Raw genomic sequence first — 18,271 nt, forward strand, 5'->3', positions numbered from 1 at the left:
CCTATGCTCAAACTGTAGGGCAGGATCGTCTACCGGGGTGGGGTCAGTCCAAACTGTAGGGCAGGATCGTCTACCGGGGTGGGGGCAGTCCAATGTCAGGTATAAGGAATAACTTTGTAGTGTTTCCTTATAACAATCTCAGTTACCAGTCCATGACTTTAATAATTCATTGTGTTGATCAATTTAGGATAAAAATGGATATTAATGACTACATCTTATCACATTTATTTCTACAACTTCAGAACGATGGAGTGGAGATAATAAATGATTTTTATCAAGGTTTCAGAGGCTTGCAAGTATAAATTCGGATTTATGAAAAGTAATTCATTCCAAATTTCAGTAATGAAACGTAAACATTCGAATTGTTCAAAATGTTATGATGCCACCGAGCTAATTCAGTGTCCGAAGAATTTAATTATTACAAGGTTTAATGTTTGAAAATAGTTTTGCAGATATGATTCTAGTCAGTTTTAAAACGGTTTTTGCAAAGCGATAGTATCGTTTAAAATTGATTTGCCAAAGCGTTGAATCATAGTTGCGCTTGTACATAGACTAATTTCAATACCAAGCTCTTCAACTATTTCCTCATAAAGACCGCCTAAATGAAATAAGCTACAGCTGTCCAATGGATCAACCATGATATCTAAATCGCTTTCTTTTGTATCTTCACCACGTGCTACAGAACCAAAAACAAGAGCATTTTTGACAGGGTATTTTGAAATTATCATCAATGATACGTTTCCTTTTATTTGATAGGATTTCTGATGGCCTGATATTTAGGTGATAAGTTCCAGAACCTATTCTGTACTCTGAGTGACATTGTCCGCTCAAGGCATCCAAAACATCAGAAACATTCTCTAATGTATGCTCTGGTAATTCGTCATGCAGTGAATCAAAAAGTATCTTATAAGCAAGAAAACCGCCTCTTCTTCCATACATTAAAACTAGCTCACGACACTCACTGTATAACTTCTTCTTATCAGATATATTATTTATTATATTCTCAATGCTTTCAGAATATTCGTTGATTGTTTTCATTATTGAAATTTCTATATTAGATGATTTGAAATGAATTTTAATTGAAGATCAAATGATCTTAATCATGGTTTTACATAAAATCGTGTATGTCCATAATTAAATTTTATTAGTACAAATATTATAAGTAAAGCAGCATTAAAGTTATATTTCTTTAGTATGTAATACATTGAAAATATTAGAAAATGTTCTCAAATCGGTTTTTACAAGAGGAGTTATCACTTTTCAGTAAACCGATTGTGCCTCACTGCGAGACCATTTCGCAGGCGTAAGGGGGACGACTCTCTTGGCGGCGGTGGGTCATTTCACTAATCACGCCTGATTGATTAAATTGTGAGTGTCATTACAAGCCACTGGCACTCACTGAACATATTAGTTAAATTGACGTGTTGGCCTTCAATATTTCCAGAAGATGTTATGGAACACATGCTTTAAGGATTGAGGTTATTAGATAATTTCCTTTTAAAATCAGAGTGATAGGTTGATGCTATGATAGGCGCAGAAGCGATCGTTAAGAAAACCATTTATCGGTAACATAACCCAAATTCTTTGAAACGGAGGGCACGAATGGGCGCGGTGTTTGTTCATGTTTCGGATATTCACTTTGGTCAAGAAAAAGGTGAACGCATACATATTCATGCTGATGTTAAGCAGCAGTTGATTCTTGATGCGAAAGAAGTAATTTCATCTATTGCGGGTGGGAGGGCTAACGGGATTTTAGCTACTGGTGATATTGCTCACTCCGGAACGCGGGCTGAATACGAAGAGGCCGGTATTTGGCTAGATGAACTGGCGAAGAGTATCGGGGTTGAAATTCACCAAGTTCAGATGATACCAGGAAATCATGACCTAGACCGTAGCAAACTTTCGTTTTCCGGAAGCCAGATTCTCGATCACATAAGAGCTGGAGGCACTGATGAATATGAAGCTATTCTCAATAATCCTACCGATAGAGCAGCTCTTTTCGCAAGGTTTGAGGATTATGGACGTTTCAGCTTTGGTTACAACTGTCCACTCAACAACGAGGGTGGATTTGCTTCAGAAATGAAAATCGAACTTGCTCCAGGACGGTCAATTCGCTTTATAAGATTCAACTCTTCTCTCCTATGTCATGGTGGTGAAAAAGATGAGTGTCCTGAGCTTATGATAGGAGCCAGACAGTTTACTATTCCACGGGAAAATGGTGTTGAAAATGTAGTTCTCTGCCATCACCCATTAAATTGGTATAAAGACAGAGAACAGGTTAGAGAATATATACGCAGCCGTGCTCGAGTTTTCATATCTGGCCATGAACACAACCCAAAAGTTTCTGTTGATAATGTCGAAGAAGGACGTGATGTCCTGATGCTTGCGGCTGGTGCAACAGCTCCCTTCAAGTCTGACGACACTTATACATTCACTTATAATATTATTGAATTCGATTGGGATGAAGAAATTGACGGATTGTGTGTCACTATACACCCTAGGGCATGGAATCCTGCTCGTACATCGTTCGAAAGTGACGAAAAGCGTTTGGGGGGAAAACATCCTAAATTCAGATTACAGTCACCATCTTTCAGAAATGCTGCTGAACTATCTAAATCAACAAAATCCGAACTAGTATTTGAAGAAAATGTTTCAAATTCTCCTTCCTTAGATTCATCACCTGACAACGTGATTGAGAATCAATCAAATAACAAAGAAAAATATCTCCTTGATTCTAATGGTTATGAGACTGCCCGTCTTAAATTCTTTAGAGACTTATTTGAAACGGAGAGGTTGCGAATTTTAGTCGAATTAGAAGCTCTGCCTTCTGGGTCGAATGACCCTATTACACAAGGGCTGGAAAGAAAGTTTTTTGACATGCTAATTCGGAATGGAAAATTAGCTATTGTTGAAAGGCTAATCGATAAATTAATTGAAGAACGTAATGGTGGATAAGTTAATGAACAATCTTTCGGTTCATATGCGTATTTGTGCAGCAAATGTAAGTGACAGTGATGTTGACTCAAGACAAGCAGCAGTTTCAACGCTTGCAACGAGTTGGAAGAAAGAAAAAGGGTTGTTAAATATTGTCTCTACTGTGGTTGATATTGCACAGTCTCTTGGAGGAGATGGTTTTCCATCATTAGCTTTAGGGGAAAAAGTTCAAAAAGCAATTCAGAAGAAATCATCTTCTTATCTTTATGAAGAGCGTCCATTAGATGTAAGCGTATGCGCCGGTATGGCAGCGCTTTCTGTTATTAATAATGCTCCTTCAACAAACGTATGGACGATTCAGGATGTTTATGCAACTGCACTTTGGTCTGCGCTGTCTTTCCAACCTGTTTTGGAAGCTGAACGTAGGGAGAACCTCCGCCAAGAGATTTTGAAGGCTGCTTTTAGGAGGAGCATTACGTCAGCCAATCTTGCGAGAGAGCGAAGAAATGTGCCAGACCCATTAGGTCTTGAAATCACGATTAACGAGAGTAATGAGGTAGATAGTAATTTCAATGCTGCTATAGCTAGCACGATCGAGTCATTGCGTCACAATGCTACTTTAGACCGTGAAGAGCTGGATTTCTTATGGTGGGCGCAATTGGCGCGGAGCCGTTTATTGAAAAGGCAGTTATCAAGTATTTCCGAACCTACTAGAATTGTTGCTTCTGGAATTGAGGGGGCCGAGATTCTTCGCCGCCTTCCTTGCGATGTACATCGCGAAATAGTTTTACGAACATTAGACGACAACCCAGAACTTAGCTTAGAAGAGCTGCTCTTGGAAATCGCTGAGGATCGAGAACAATTATGTAGCGTCCTCACTGATAGTTATATCATTGATTATCCTACAATATTCCCTCTTCTCAATTCTATATGTACCAACAATATATCTATGCCTGGTGCTTATGTGAAACGACCTGTTTCAGAGTGGGGAGAACGTGCTCTGCTAGAAGCTTCTTTTGTCAGAATGATGAGACATGGGGTAAGTAAGATATGAGTGGATCTGATCCTTTAGAAGGTGAATCAGCAGTAAGCGCAGGAGGAGATTCAGGTGATTACGAAGATGTAATTTCGAAATCTCTTGAAGATCTTAGTGCGCCCGTTCTATCTCAACCAACGCACATGAATGCGTTGACCTCGAGCCGTACTCTTGGCTTGGAAGATCTAAATAACTTAATGGGATCGAGATATGTCAATGTGGTCGGCATTCTTGGTGATCCTGAATCTGGGAAAACTGCGTGCCTCGCAAGTCTTTACTTGCTTATTTCTCATGCAAAATTGGTTGGCTGGACTTTTGCAGATAGCCGAAGCTTGACTGCATTTGAAGATATCGCGCGAGGTGCTCGTGACTGGAATCAGGGGCAGGTACCTGAACAAATGACGGTACATACTGAGTTATCAGATGATCATAGGCCGGGTTTTCTTCATCTCCGGCTTAAAAGAGTTTCAGATGGTCGTGTTGTTGACTTTGCTCTTCCAGATATTCCAGGAGAGTGGACACAGGCTTTGGTCACTTCGGCAATATCTGAGCGGTTAGAGTATATGAAATCTGCTGAAGTTATTTGGATTGTTGTTGATGGCCGTAGCCTCGCAGACATTGAGAAACGTCAAGGTCTGATTGTGAGAATTGGGCAGTTGGCTGCTCGTCTCAATACTATGTTTGAGGGGCAAATTCCTCGAATGCTTATCGTGGTTACACACCATGATACGCACGTTATCGACAGTGGAGTGTCGCACCGATTGAGCAAAGAACTTCAAAGACGTGGAACAAATGCTGAGATAATTAGCGTAGCCCCTTTCTCTAATCAACCAGATGATGTGAAGGCTGGGCATGGCTTAGCTGAGTTGATTGACTGTACTGTTGGTAAACCACTCGAAAGGCCAATATTCTGGAAATCTTCTGAAGTGGTTCAGAATGAGCGCTCTTATCTTAGATACAGGAGAAATTTATGACTCGATCAATAATACTCCTTGGCGGCCCTGATTCTGGAAAGACCAACTACATTGGGCGTCTCTGGCATGCCTTAGACCGTGGCACTGGAGCACTACGTGCAATTGGGCAACCGGATGATATTAATTTTGTTCTTGAGGTAGCTGACCATCTATACCAAGGTGGATTTGCTCCACGAACCGAACACAGTGATATGCGACGTGATTTTGAAGTAATTGTCGCTGCTAAAGAAGATGGGCCTCAATCCAAAGTCATTGTTCCAGATGTTTCTGGAGAACTTTGGCGTAATGCCGTTATTGACAATGAAATTTCTCCTGAGTGGGTTGAAGAATTAAAACAAGCTGATGCCGCATTGCTTTTTGTTCGTGTGGGATCTGATCAAGATGTTCGCCCACTTGATTGGGTAACATCAAGAAACTACCTTGAGCAGATTGATGAGTCAGATGATCAAGGTCTTCCTACACAGGTTATGTTGTGCGAGTTGATACATTTTTTGGAAGACTCTCTAGCTCTGCGCGAAGATGGAGGACTCCCACGCCTATCAGTAGTAGTATCAGCTTGGGATTTAGTTGATTCAGATAAATTTTCTCAAGGGCCTGTTGCTTACTTAGAACGCGAGTATCCTTTAGTTGCGGGCAGATTAGCTGATGTAGATTCGCTGAATGTCCAGGTGTTTGGTCTTAGTGTTGTTGGTGGTGATTTAAAACATGATGCCGACTATCGACAAACTTTTCTTGAACAAGGCATCGATGAACAAGGATGGGTAACTGCAAATGTTGGGGGGGAATGGGTGAAATATAATGATGTAACGCTTCCTATATCTTGGGCTGTGGGGCTTTGAAACTGTGATAACCATTGATGTACAAATTCATGGATATCGCAAAGGCCATCAACTTCTTGGTTCATCAATTGTATTAGCCAAAGATGACCAGGCTGTAATCGATCGTCTGTCTGATGTCGCTGGTCCCTTACGTCCTAAAGAACAATTTATACCTTATTTAACTACCTACCCTCTTCCTAGTGGCGATTACTACGTTATTGCTAGAACATGGCAGGATTTAAGCGTTCCGCGTGCAGGTTGCGTTCGGACTAAAAGTTTACTAGTGAATATTCAAAGTTGGTCTAATAAAGCGATTCTTGCAACTTTACTTAGATTAATTGAATCTAAAGATTTGCCTCTTGAAGAGGATGCAGTTCGTTATGATTTAATTGAGCAGCATGATGATATACTTCCTGAAGTATCCAGATTCAATGCAAACGAGTTCCTGGAGGCACTATTTCTTGAAGAGTCAAAGCCAATTGTAGTTTTTGATGCTCCAGACCCTGAGGAAATTGCTGTACACCTTCTCACGGCCTTATGGCCCAGCTTACGTAAGCGTTTTTCGCTCTCAACTTTTGCTTTGTCACCGCGTAAAATTGATGGGCGCGATCTTGATATTGTTTTCGCTCCCTCAAATGCCAAAGCTAGATTTTCTGATTGGGTTGGGCGGCGTATCGATGGGCGCTCTTCTCAAATTGAGCGTCATCGTTGGACTAAAGAATTAGTAACGCGAGTCTTTAAAGAATCAGCACCTAAGCTATTATCTGCTGATAAAATTAACCTGTTGGGAAGTAATGATGAAGCTAACCCTGCGGCTTTGCGTATTGCATTGATGTGGGATGAGCTAATTAGCAGTATGGACGTCGACCCAACGTCTGTATTGAGTTTATTGGATATTGTTAATTCTGGAAGAGTCAACAGTGTAGAGGCGATAAGACAGTTAGAGCCAAAATTAATTGAATCTATCGGCAACGCTGGGACTGTCTTGACTTCTAACGATGCGTGGAACTTTGTAAGCTCAGTATCTAGAAAGTTGAAAGGAAAAAATGTTGCTTCTGGGACAATTGCTCTCGAAAAACTCGTTAGACATCTTTCTGAAAAATCAGGTGACGGCTTAGCTAAACTACTGAATCAGCCTGACCCTGATAGTGTCATCAAGGCCTTGATCCCTAGTATCGCTAAAGGCCTTGGCGATGCTCCTGAGGTGCTGATAAAACGAACGCTGAACAATATTCCTGTAGAAATTTTTGCTCATTTGATTGAGGAGGGAAAGGAGCTTGCAAAATTCGTAGCTAAAGATGATGAGCTTATTTACAAGGTGAGAATCGTTTTAAGCGAAATTGACAAATCTCTTGCATATAATACAGGAAAAGCACTTCTTCCATTTATCGTAGACGATAGCCAACTCCCACTTGCAATACCTATCATTCGTAGCCTCAATTTAAATGAAGTAATAAAAGAGATGTTATGGCTCCGAGATGTTAATGGTTTAAAGTCAGAGTCTCTTTGTGCTGAATTAATTAATCGAGCACGCCAAGTTGATGGCATTAATGCTGCTCGAGACTTAATAATTACGTCTAATTCTGAAGTTGATTCAGATAAATTGTTATCATTGACTGTCAATCCTGTTAAGAATGATGTGGTCTGGCTAATTAATGATGGTCGCCTTTCAAGCGAAAGCTCTGCATCGCTACTTGCTGGTATATTAAGGCGCGCAGATGATGAGCAGTTTAAGGATTTATTGTCGGACCGTGAGATTGGTTGTTGCATTGTTTCTCGACTTAAAGAAGATTCCATTGATTTGCTTATCCGAGCCGTAAACAAAGCGGAATTACCAATTGACACCTATGTTAAAGTCATTAATTTGGTTTTGCCTAAAGTAGATGGCGCTAGTAAGAGAGAAATCGCTGAAAATGCGATAAAAAGGTGTTTGCGTAATAGACTCGATGGTGATGAAAGCGAGGTTATTAAAAGTTTTATAAATGTTTCGAAAGATCGAGTTAATTTTGAAGAGATAATTCGAGAGGGATTGAACATTTGCGTAGCTGCTGATATTGCAAGTCGGAATTTAACTATATTCGATGATTTGAAAGGTGAAATACGTAACAATATTATTGTAAGGATAAATGTTATCGCTCTTGTATTATTAGAGCGAAAGATAATGGATTTAACTGAGGAAGCATACGATGCGTGTGCAAGATTAATGTTTGATGCAGATCATTTATCGAGTAATTCATTGTCAGAAGCAGCTGGTGTTCTTATGCCTTCTCTAATGCTTGCCCGTAATAAACCGGTGTCACTGATGGTTGCTGCGCTATTTCCAGTTGTTTACCGTGAGCTAGCTAAGTCAGATACAGTGCCTGAACAATTTAATTCAATTTTCTTTTTTCTGGATTGGGACCGTTGTAAGACCGCTCGTAAAGAGATTACACGAGCTTTTGTCCTTTCAAAATGGCGACCTGGAGATTTGGCTCTTACCGCATGTCGATGTGGTGATGCAACAAAGATTATTAAACAGCTTTCAAAAACGTATAGAGGTAAAGAGTACATTTTGAAAATTGCAAAAGATCTTAATAATTATAATGTTGAGACTAGAGATGCTATTAACCCAATAATAAAAGAGATTATTAATGACTGGGACTAGCTAATGTTGTTAAGTCCCTGTGTTCAATTCTAATTTAAAGGATGATTGATATGGCCGTAAATGCACGTGCAAAAACAATAACAGGCCAAGTTCTCAAATCAATAACAGTGAATAAGCTAAAATGTATTAATAACATGAATTCACTTAGTTTTACCCCCCATCCTCTGACTGCTATTTTGGGACCAAATGGCAGCGGAAAATCAACGATTCTTCATGCTATCGCCGGAATTTATCGCCCTGAAGAAGGCCAGTCAGGGGAAGACCATAAACTCATGGACTTCTTCCCTAGGAGTCCGGATGCAGAATGGAATGGCAGTGAGTTTCATATCAACCATACCTTTCGGAGAGGAAGGGATTTAATCGAAAACGATGAGAAGACCTACGGAAAAGCAGATGCTGTTGGTTCTCGATGGGTTCAAATTTATGCTCGAAGACCATTAAGAGAAGTTTATTATCTTGGAATTGAAAAATGTGTTCCAATGATTGAATCTGAAAAGAAAAATAACATTAAGTACGAGACATCAAATGTCTCAAGTGACTTCATTAATTTGTTATTGCGGAAGTCCTCACATGTTCTCAATAAACCCTATACATCCTTCAATCATCATAAGCAACCGAACGGTAAGTTTTTCATAGGTGTTGAAGCTTCTGGGATCAGATATTCATCTCTTAGTATGAGCGCAGGTGAGAAAAAAGTGTTCATGATACTCGAGGCTGTTTTTAAAGCTGAGAAAAATGCACTTATTTTAATCGATGAACTTGACCTATTACTTCATGATATGGCTTTGAATAACCTAATTTCTGTAATACATGAAAGGGCTTCAGAGAAGAACTTGCAGGTTATATTTACAACCCATAGAGAGTCCATAATATCACTTTCAGGTATGGTAAACATCCGTCATGTCCTAAGCCTCGCAGATAGATCATTTTGTTTTGAAGAGACAAAGCCTGATGCCATCAATCGCCTAACGGGGGTTAAAGTTACATCAATCGAAATATATGTTGAAGATGGTGTTGCCGAAGCAATGGTGAAGAAAGTATGCTCTTCAATGAAGGGAACGAAATTTATCAAAGTTATCAAATATGGTGCGGCGGTTAACGCATTTACCATATTAGCAGGCACACTGTTACGTGGGGACGACTTAGATCATACATTATTTGTATTGGACGGTGATGTCATAAAAACGGAAGAGGAAAAAATCAACGCAATCCAAAAAGTATTAACAGGGAATGATCAGAGGTCTGTCGGTCTACGTGAACAGGCACTTAGAAAAATTTTCCAGTTTAGATTGCCTGAGGGCAAGAACCCGGAACAGTGCCTCCATGACTTAATTATTCAAATAGATACTAATGAATTAGACGAGGGTTCTATTGAAATCATTGAAGCAGCAAGAAATATTCATTTTAGAGATGATTCACATGACTATCTCACTCAGATAATCGATAGTCTGGGGGTTGAACGGTCAGTTGGTTTAACACGTATCGTTGATCTCGCGGCGAAGCATCAGGAATGGCAAAACATTATTGCCGATGTAGAGGGTTGGCTGCGTCCAGAGATTGAAAGGTTACGTGAATAGCTTCTTTAAACGCTATTGTTTTTAGGCGAGAAACAACAGAAAAAACAGCAGGTTGTGTAATTCTCTACAATGTTTATTCTCCCAAAAATCTCTTGTGTTCAGAGTTTATTATTCCAAGACAGATGTGAAAGATAAAGAATAAATCATCAAATCCTGTTCATCGTCCTTTGATTTATTCTTTATCACACCCGCTTAACGTCCTTTCTTCTTCCGTCCCGGCTGGTTAAAGCGCTTGCGCGAAGCCGCGTTGCCTTCCGGCTTTTCGGCGATTTTTGGCCGGTTAATACCCGGTTTTTTCGCGGCAGCTTGTTTAGCTGGCGCTTTCTTCGTCGGTTTTTCTTCGGACGATGAGTTTTCAATCAGCTTAAATAACTCAATCAGTTCATCGTCGGTCAAATCGCGCCACTCGCCCAGCGGCAAGCCTTTCAGATTGACGTTCATGATGCGCGTGCGCTCAAGTTTGGTGACTTCATAGCCAAAGTGTTTACACATGCGGCGAATCTGGCGGTTAAGCCCTTGCACCAGAGTGATACGAAACACAAACGGTGCTTCTTTCTTCACTTTGCATTTTTTGGTCACCGTGCCGAGCATCGGGACACCGGCGCTCATGCCCTGAATAAATTCGTCCGTCACCAGCTTGTTGACCGTGACCACATACTCTTTCTCGTGATTGTTCCCGGCACGTAAGATCTTATTGACCAGATCGCCGTGGTTAGTCAGGAAAATCAGCCCCTGGGAGTCTTTATCCAGGCGTCCGATGGGAAACACGCGCTTGCTGTGGTTGACGAAATCGCTGATGTTGTCGCGTTCACCTTCTTCCATGGTTGTGATAATGCCAACCGGCTTATTGAGTGCAATAAGTACCAGATCTTCTTCATCACGCGGCTCGATAAGCTGACCATTTACTTTCACCACATCGCCCGCAAACACCTGTGCGCCAACGGTGGCTCGCTTGCCGTTAATAAAGACATTGCCCTGTTCGATATAGCGATCGGCATCACGACGAGAACAGATTCCGCTCTCGCTAATGTATTTGTTAAGACGAATGGATGGGTTGGTCAGCATGGTTCCTCCGTAAAAAAACGGACTATACCTTACCTCGCCTGGGTTGCGAAGCCTGGTGGGTCATGGTTTATCTCACTGGCTAAACAATCCTTAAATCTTCCTCATCCCGACCTTGATTTTGAGCGGTTGCTCAAGTATTGTGCGCGCAGTTGAGCATCCGCTCAAATTTAATAAAAAAATGCTCTGAGGCACCTTTTATGCACGCCAACAACCGCTGGTTGATCCTGGCAATTATCACCAGCACCCTTTTTCTGATCGTTATTGATATGACGGTTTTATATACCGCATTGCCGCGCATTATGCAGACGCTGGATGCGACCGCGTCTGAAAAGCTATGGATTATCAATGCTTATCCGCTGGTGGTGGCGGGTCTGTTACCCGGCGCAGGGATGCTTAGCGACCGTATGGGTCATAAGCGACTGTTTATGGCCGGGCTACCGTTCTTCGCGCTGGCATCCTGGTGTGCGGCGTTTTCTCCCAGCGCTGAATTGCTGATCGCCTCGCGCGCTTTCCTCGCGGTGGGGGCGGCGGCGATGATGCCAGCGACCTTAGCGATTGTTCGTCAGGTGTTTACTGATGAAGGTGAACGCGCGCTGGCGATTGGCATCTGGGCGGCGGTCGCTTCCGGTGCGGCGGCACTGGGGCCGGTGATCGGCGGCGTGATGCTGGAGTATTTCTGGTGGGGATCGGTGTTTTTAATCAACGTGCCGGTGGTACTGGTGGTTATCCCCTTTGCCTGGAAGCTGATCCCGGACTGCGCCGGCAATCGCCAGCGGCCGTGTGACGTGATCGGTTCGCTGCAAATTATGGCCGGGCTGACAGGGATAATTTATGCGCTGAAAGAGCTGAGTAAGCGAGATATCTCGCTGTTGACCCTGTTAATTACAGCGGCGATCGGCGTGTTTGCGCTGAGTTTATTTATTCGTCGACAGCAGCAGTCAAAGCAGCCGATGATCGATTTTTCACTGTTTCGCAATCGCTATTTTGCCAGCGGCGTCGCCATCGCGATTATCTCGATGATTGCGCTAACCGGTATTGAGCTGGTGCTGACCCAGCGTTTGCAGCTGGTACTGGGGTTGTCTCCGCTGATGGCGGCGCTGTTTATGTTACCGGTGCCGGTTGCCTCGGCACTTGGCGCGCCGCTGGCGGGTATGCTGATGCCGCGCTTTGGTGAGCGTCGCATTATCCTCGGCGGCTTTGCGCTGGCCGCATTGGGAATTTTTGGTCAGGTGCTGCTGGCGCAAAGCGATATGCTGTTGCAATTGATTAGCCTGTTTATTATCGGTTTTGGTTTGGGTGGCACATTCACCGCTGCTTCGACGGCGATTATGCTGAACACGCCGGAAGAGAAGGCCGGTATGGTCGCAGCGATTGAAGATGTGGCATGGGAACTGGGTGGCGTACTGGGCGTGACATTACTGGGCGGCGTGATGACGGCGGTTTACAGCCACGGCCTGATTTTGCCGCAGGGGCTGGTCGATGGTGGCGGAGCCTATGACAGCATTGACGAAGCGCTGCGGATTGCCGCCACGCTCAGTAATGACCGGGCTGAAATACTGGTACAGCTGGCCCGCAACGCCTTCGATAAAGCTTTCCTTGTGGTACTGATTGCTGCCGCCAGTCTGATGGTGATCAGTCTGATGGTGTTAAAACGCGCCTTGCGCAAGGCACCGTGCGTCAGTGCGCCGCGATAATTACGCACCTTTGCCCTGGATTCTCTCGTAGGGCGGCGTCTCGCCGCCCAGCACCCTGCATATCATCAGAACCAGAGCCGAAAACGGCTCCCCTACGGTATTCCAGAAATTCCGGTGATTTACGGCGCTCTCCCAGGCACAGAGTGGCAAGCCGCTTTTCAGCGATTCACCGTAAAATATCGCCTTAAGTTTACATGAGGTAGATATGAAAAGTGTTGTTGAAGTACTGACCGAACACCGCAGTGACAGAAGTTTTTTAGAGACGCCGATTGCTGATGATATTTTAAACAAAATTATTATGTCGGCGTACCATGCACCCACTTCGGTCAACTCGCAGCAGGTGTCGGTTATCCTGGTGCAGGATAAAGCGCATAAACAAAAAATTGCCGCATTAGCTGGCGGCCAGCCGTGGATTGCCCGTGCTCCGGCATTTCTGATTTTTGTTCTGGATATGTATAAAAGCGCGCAGGGAATGGCGGCAGTCGGTAAAGAGCAGATTGCGCATCAGAGCGTTGAAAGCCTGATTGCCGGTGCGACCGATGTCGGTATTGCGCTGGGTTCAGCGTTAGTCGCGGCGCGCTCTGAAGGATTAGGCGGGGTACCGATTGGCGGCATCAGAATGAATCCGCAGCAGATGATTGAGATTTTGGACCTGCCGGAGATGACTTTCCCGGTGGCCGGGATTTCCATTGGTTATGTTGACCAGCCTTCTCATGTCAAACCTCGCCTGCCGGTTGAGACCTTTGTCCATCACGAGAAATACCGCACCCAGGGGCTGACTGAAAATATTAATCAATATAACCAGCAACTGACTCAGCACTGGCAAAATATTGGCCGTACTGAAGGTGAATCCTGGAGTGAGAGTGTCAGCGGCTATTATCAGAAGATTTATTTCCCTCAGGTGGCTCCGGCGCTGAAGCAACAGGGGTTTGGCACTGATAAGTAACCAGAAACGGAGAGAAATCTCCGTTTTTTTCACCCGTCGTAAGGGGAAATCAGAGTCAGCCGGTGAAACAGCAGGAAAGCCTGTAAAAGTATCAGTTCCCCAGATTTTGAAGATGTTTTTTAGACAGTTGCATTTGCATATCAGGAATTAATAAACCATAGTTACTTGTTACATTTAGAATTGTTTTTACAAAAACAGGTAATTTATGAGTCATATTGCACCAGATAAACCGGTTAAACGCAGTCATATTTATCCCCCCGTTTTCTACACTTCGGCACTGCTGATCTTTCTTCTGGTGGGATTTGCAGCACTTTTCCCTGAGCTGGCAGACCGTCAGCTTAAAGCATTGCAGGGCAGTCTGTTTGCCAATGCCAGTTGGTTTTACATTCTCGCGGTCGCCTTAATCTTATTAAGTGTCTCCTATCTCGGCTTGTCGCGTTACGGCAATATCAAGCTAGGGCCGGACCATGCTCAACCGGATTTCAGCTATCTCTCGTGGTTTGCCATGCTGTTTTCCGCTGGTATGGGGATCGGGCTAATGTTTTTTGGGGTGGCCGAGCCGGTCATGCACTATCTGGCTCCGCCGGTTGGCACCCCCGAAACCGTTGAAGCCGCAAAAGAAGCTATGCGTATTACCTTCTTCCACTGGGGGCTGCATGCGTGGGGAATTTACGCCATTGTGGCGTTGATTCTGGCCTTTTTCAGCTATCGACACGGCCTGCCACTGAGACTGCGCTCAGCGCTGTATCCGATTATCGGCGATCGCATTAACGGTCCGATTGGCCATGCGGTCGATATCTTTGCGGTGATTGGCACTGTGCTGGGTGTGGCGACCTCATTAGGCTACGGCGTTTTACAGGTTAATGCCGGGCTGAACCATCTGTTTGGTTTGCCGATTAATCAGACCGTGCAGGTGATTCTGATTGTCGTTATCACTGCGATGGCGACCCTTTCGGTGGTTTCCGGGCTGGATAAAGGCATCCGCATTCTCTCCGAACTTAATCTGGGGCTGGCGGTGCTGCTGCTGGTTCTGGTGGGTACGCTTGGTCCAACGGTGCTGTTGCTGAAATCCTTTGTGGAAAATACCGGCGGCTATCTTTCTGAGATCATCAGTAAAACCTTTAATCTGTATGCCTATGAGCCAAAGTCTAACAGCTGGCTGGGAGGATGGACGCTGCTCTACTGGGGATGGTGGCTTTCCTGGTCACCGTTTGTCGGCATGTTTATCGCACGGGTTTCTCGTGGACGAACCATCCGCGAGTTCGTTACCGGCGTTCTGTTTGTCCCGGCAGGTTTTACGCTGTTATGGATGACCTTTTTTGGTAACAGTGCCATCTGGTTAATCATGGAGCAGGGCGCACGTGACCTGGCCAATGTGGTGCAGAACGATCAGGCGCTGGCGTTGTTTAACTTCCTCGAACACTTCCCGTTCGGCAATATCCTTTCGTTTATCGCGATGGCGATGGTGGTGGTATTTTTCGTCACCTCGGCTGACTCGGGTGCGATGGTCGTGGATACGCTGGCGGCAGACGGTACCGAGAATACGCCGGTCTGGCAGCGTATCTTCTGGGCCGGATTAATGGGCGTGGTGGCGATCACGCTGCTGCTGGCGGGGGGAATGAGTGCGCTGCAAACCGTAACCATTGCCAGTGCTTTGCCATTCTCAATTATTCTGCTGGTCTCGATCTATGGACTGTTTAAAGCGCTGCGCGTTGACGCTTATAAACGCGACAGTCAGCAGATGACCACTATCGCACCGACGGCGGCACGTAACCCAATTTCATGGCAACAGCGTCTGCGCAAAATTGCTTATTTCCCGAAGCGCTCTAACGTCCGGCGTTTTATGAGTGAAGTGATTCAGCCAGCGATGGAAATGGTTAAAGCGGAGCTGGCAAAGCAGGGGACGCTCTCTTCAACCAATGACAGCGCCGATGACCGTATTCACTTTGAAGTGAGTATGGGTGATGAGCTGAATTTTGTGTATGAAGTGCGCCTGCGCGCCTATTTGCAACCGGCGTTTGCGCTGGCTGGCCTGAAAGATGAAGAGCGCGATGAGGAATATAAATATTATCGTGCTGAAGTTTATCTGAAGGAAGGCGGTCAGGATTACGATGTAATGAGCTGGACGCAGGAACAGATTATTCACGATATTCTCGACCAGTATGAGAAGCATCTGCACTTCCTGCACCTGGTGCGTTAATCGCTATCACATCGCCCGCGTCAGCGGGCGATGATCACTGTGGGCGAAGGCCATTCAACAACAGTGCAACCACGTGTTTCGCCAGCTGGCTGGCATCGGGCTGATTTCCCTGCGCCTGACTTAACACCCGGGCAGACGCCACCGGCAAAAAGGTTAGCCCGAACAACGAGATAAAAATCAGCTCCGGGTTGATATCGGCATTCAGTTTTCCCTCTTCCTGCCAGCGAACCAGGCACTGCAAAGACGCCTTTCTCTGGCTATCGCCGTAATGCTCTTCCATACGCTTCTTCAGCATGCCGCTGTCGCTGATAATCTCGCGTACCCACAGTGGTGCAAACCACGCATGCTTAAAAGAGATATCAATAAACTGTTCGGCAAGCTGCGTCAGTGTGGTGACCGGATCGGCATCGGGATGCTGGAACAGATTGCGGAAGGAGGCGCGGATCGGCAAAAACCGCTCTTCTATCAGCACATCGAGCAGCTGTTCACGGGTATTAAAGTAGTAATGCAGCATGGCTGGCGTCACACCCGCTTCGCGGGCGATCAGGGTTAATGGCGTATCGGCAATTCCCTGGCGAGCAAACAGCGTCAGTGCGGTTTCAAGCAGCAACGCCCGACGATCCGCACCTTTTGCGCCACCGGCAGGCCGACCCGGTTTACGTGGTGAAATACCTGAATTATCAGAGGGTTCAGCTTTCTTCTCAGTGGGTTTTACGCTTTTTTTACTCGCCATGGTTTATCAGATCCATTGACCAGAGATAAAATTTACCCATATATTAATTACCTAGTTAATTAATATCAAGCAGGTCACGAACACGATGACAGCACATCACACATCTTCGGCAGAAAGGAGTAAACCGGCCATTACCCCGGCTCCGTCGATACGACTGCTGTTCTCGGCATTACTGTTGGTGATGCTGCTGGCGGCGCTTGACCAGACGATTGTCTCCACCGCGTTGCCCACCATTGTGGGCGAACTTGGCGGACTGGAAAAGTTATCGTGGGTGGTCACCGCCTACTTGCTCTCGTCGACCATTGCGGTGCCGCTGTATGGCAAATTTGGCGATCTGTTTGGCCGCAAACGGGTGCTGCAAATCGCGATCATTATTTTCCTGCTTGGCTCAGCCCTTTGCGGTCTGGCGCAAAATATGACGCAGTTGATCCTGATGCGCGCATTGCAGGGGTTAGGCGGCGGGGGATTAATGGTGGTGACAATGGCGGCGATTGCGGATGTGGTGCCGCCCGCCGACCGTGGCCGTTATCAGGGCTTATTCGGCGGCGTGTTCGGGCTGGCAACGGTGGTCGGGCCGCTGATCGGCGGCTTTCTGGTTCAGCACTTTTCCTGGCACTGGATTTTCTTTATTAATTTACCGCTCGGCCTGATTGCGCTACTGGTCATCGGTGCGGTTTTCCAGCCGCAAGTGACTAAAATTAAGCATGAAATTGACTACCCTGGCGCAATTTATCTTGCCGGTGCTTTGACCTGCATCATCCTGTTTACCACCGAGGGAGGATCGGTATTACCATGGGATTCGGGCCAGCTATGGTGCATTCTGGCTTTTGGACTGGTTTGCCTTGGCGGCTTTATTTATGAAGAGCGACTGGCGGCAGAACCGATTATCCCCTTACATCTTTTCCGTCAGCGCACCTTTGTGCTTGGCTGCCTGATAAGTTTTATTATTGGTATGGCGCTGCTGGGATCAGTGACGTTTTTACCGCTCTACTTACAGGTGGTTAAAGGCTCTACGCCGTCAGAAGCCGGCATACAGTTACTGCCGCTGATGGGCGGACTGTTAGTCACTTCGGTGATTAGCGGACGGATTATCAGCAAAACCGGCAAGTACCGACTGTTCCCGATTGCGGGGACGTTGCTGGCGTTAATCGCGATGCTGCTGTTGGGCACACTGAAAAATACTGATGCGATGTCGCGGTTGTATCTGTATATCGCTCTGCTGGGCTGTGGATTAGGGCTGGTGATGCAGGTATTGGTGCTGGCGGCGCAAAACAGTGTGGAGCCGACAGAGATTGGTGTTGCCACGTCAAGTACTTCGCTGTTTCGTTCGATCGGTGGCTCAATTGGGGTCGCCGCATTTGGCGCGGTCTTTACCCATTCGCTACAAACGCGTTTGATGGCGCTGATACCAGAGGGCACTGCGTTACCACGGGCGATGGGCGCGGAAACGATTCGTCAGTTGCCTGCTGAGTTACGCGCTGATTATCTTGAGTCATTTGGCGGCGCGATCCATAGCGTATACCTGATTGCCGCAGGGGTAATGGCGGTCGCCTTTTTGTTGTCACTGCTGATTAAAAACCAGCCGCTGCGTGCGCAGTGATCTCCGGGTGGTGAGCTGACAGGACTGGCGAGCGGTGTATCACCGCTCGC

The 18,271-nt window shown here is 45.5% G+C and carries 13 protein-coding genes; 10 read left to right on the forward strand and 3 right to left on the reverse strand.

Features of this window, described 5'->3' with window-relative positions:
• Positions 1 to 470 precede the first annotated feature (470 nt).
• A complete protein-coding gene (locus NG42_RS06070) occupies positions 471 to 728 on the reverse strand; it encodes a nucleotidyltransferase family protein (RefSeq protein ID WP_053115962.1) in 258 nt (85 codons plus the stop codon).
• An 874-nt stretch (positions 729 to 1,602) separates the two neighbouring features.
• Here NG42_RS06070 and NG42_RS06075 point away from each other — a divergent pair.
• The 6 genes from NG42_RS06075 to NG42_RS06100 are packed head-to-tail and all read left to right on the forward strand — an operon-like array spanning position 1,603 to position 9,983.
• Entirely contained in the window at positions 1,603 to 2,955 is a 1,353-nt protein-coding gene (locus NG42_RS06075; RefSeq protein ID WP_052898388.1) for a metallophosphoesterase, read from the forward strand.
• Positions 2,956 to 2,959: 4 nt separating this feature from the next.
• The gene (locus NG42_RS06080; protein WP_052898526.1) at positions 2,960 to 3,988 is read left to right on the forward strand and encodes a GTPase-associated system all-helical protein GASH; all 1,029 of its coding nucleotides are present in this window, start codon (positions 2,960 to 2,962) and stop codon (positions 3,986 to 3,988) included.
• Positions 3,985 to 4,944 (forward strand): TRAFAC clade GTPase domain-containing protein, encoded by a 960-nt coding sequence (locus NG42_RS06085; protein ID WP_156322228.1) that lies wholly within the window; start codon positions 3,985 to 3,987, stop codon positions 4,942 to 4,944. Before NG42_RS06080 ends, NG42_RS06085 begins: the two co-directional genes overlap by 4 nt.
• Positions 4,941 to 5,783, forward strand: a complete 843-nt coding sequence (locus tag NG42_RS06090; RefSeq protein WP_052898389.1) for a TRAFAC clade GTPase domain-containing protein — start codon at positions 4,941 to 4,943, stop codon at positions 5,781 to 5,783. The genes NG42_RS06085 and NG42_RS06090 overlap by 4 nt, the downstream gene beginning before the upstream one ends.
• 4 nt (positions 5,784 to 5,787) lie before the next feature.
• Complete coding sequence (locus NG42_RS06095) at positions 5,788 to 8,406, forward strand: GAP1-N1 domain-containing protein (protein WP_193787953.1); 2,619 nt, start codon at positions 5,788 to 5,790, stop codon at positions 8,404 to 8,406.
• A 50-nt stretch (positions 8,407 to 8,456) separates the two neighbouring features.
• On the forward strand, positions 8,457 to 9,983 hold the full coding sequence (locus tag NG42_RS06100; RefSeq protein WP_052898390.1) for an AAA family ATPase: 1,527 nt from the start codon (positions 8,457 to 8,459) through the stop codon (positions 9,981 to 9,983).
• A gap of 192 nt (positions 9,984 to 10,175) precedes the next feature.
• On the opposite strand, the gene rluF is transcribed toward NG42_RS06100, so the two are convergent.
• Positions 10,176 to 11,048, reverse strand: coding sequence for a 23S rRNA pseudouridine(2604) synthase RluF (gene rluF, locus NG42_RS06105; protein WP_052898391.1), 873 nt, complete (start codon positions 11,046 to 11,048; stop codon positions 10,176 to 10,178).
• Between the two features lie 197 nt (positions 11,049 to 11,245).
• Between rluF and NG42_RS06110 the strand changes: the two genes are divergently transcribed.
• From NG42_RS06110 to betT, 3 genes are all read left to right on the forward strand, one after another.
• Positions 11,246 to 12,742: an MFS transporter gene (locus tag NG42_RS06110; protein ID WP_052898392.1), complete on the forward strand. Its 1,497-nt coding sequence runs from the start codon at positions 11,246 to 11,248 to the stop codon at positions 12,740 to 12,742.
• Between the two features lie 205 nt (positions 12,743 to 12,947).
• Positions 12,948 to 13,688: an NADPH-dependent oxidoreductase gene (locus NG42_RS06115; RefSeq protein WP_052898393.1), complete on the forward strand. Its 741-nt coding sequence runs from the start codon at positions 12,948 to 12,950 to the stop codon at positions 13,686 to 13,688.
• A 205-nt stretch (positions 13,689 to 13,893) separates the two neighbouring features.
• Complete coding sequence (betT, locus tag NG42_RS06120) at positions 13,894 to 15,888, forward strand: choline BCCT transporter BetT (RefSeq protein WP_052898394.1); 1,995 nt, start codon at positions 13,894 to 13,896, stop codon at positions 15,886 to 15,888.
• Between the two features lie 34 nt (positions 15,889 to 15,922).
• Here the strand turns inward: betT and NG42_RS06125 are convergent, their stop codons facing one another.
• Positions 15,923 to 16,621 carry a TetR/AcrR family transcriptional regulator gene (locus tag NG42_RS06125; protein WP_082203838.1) on the reverse strand — a complete coding sequence of 233 codons (699 nt, stop codon included), beginning with the start codon at positions 16,619 to 16,621 and terminating at the stop codon, positions 15,923 to 15,925.
• Between the two features lie 85 nt (positions 16,622 to 16,706).
• On the opposite strand from NG42_RS06125, the gene NG42_RS06130 reads away from it, so the two are divergent.
• Positions 16,707 to 18,221 carry an MDR family MFS transporter gene (locus NG42_RS06130; protein ID WP_052898395.1) on the forward strand — a complete coding sequence of 505 codons (1,515 nt, stop codon included), beginning with the start codon at positions 16,707 to 16,709 and terminating at the stop codon, positions 18,219 to 18,221.
• Positions 18,222 to 18,271 lie beyond the last annotated feature (50 nt).

The organism is Winslowiella iniecta, assembly GCF_001267535.1.
Classification (GTDB): domain Bacteria; phylum Pseudomonadota; class Gammaproteobacteria; order Enterobacterales; family Enterobacteriaceae; genus Erwinia; species Erwinia iniecta.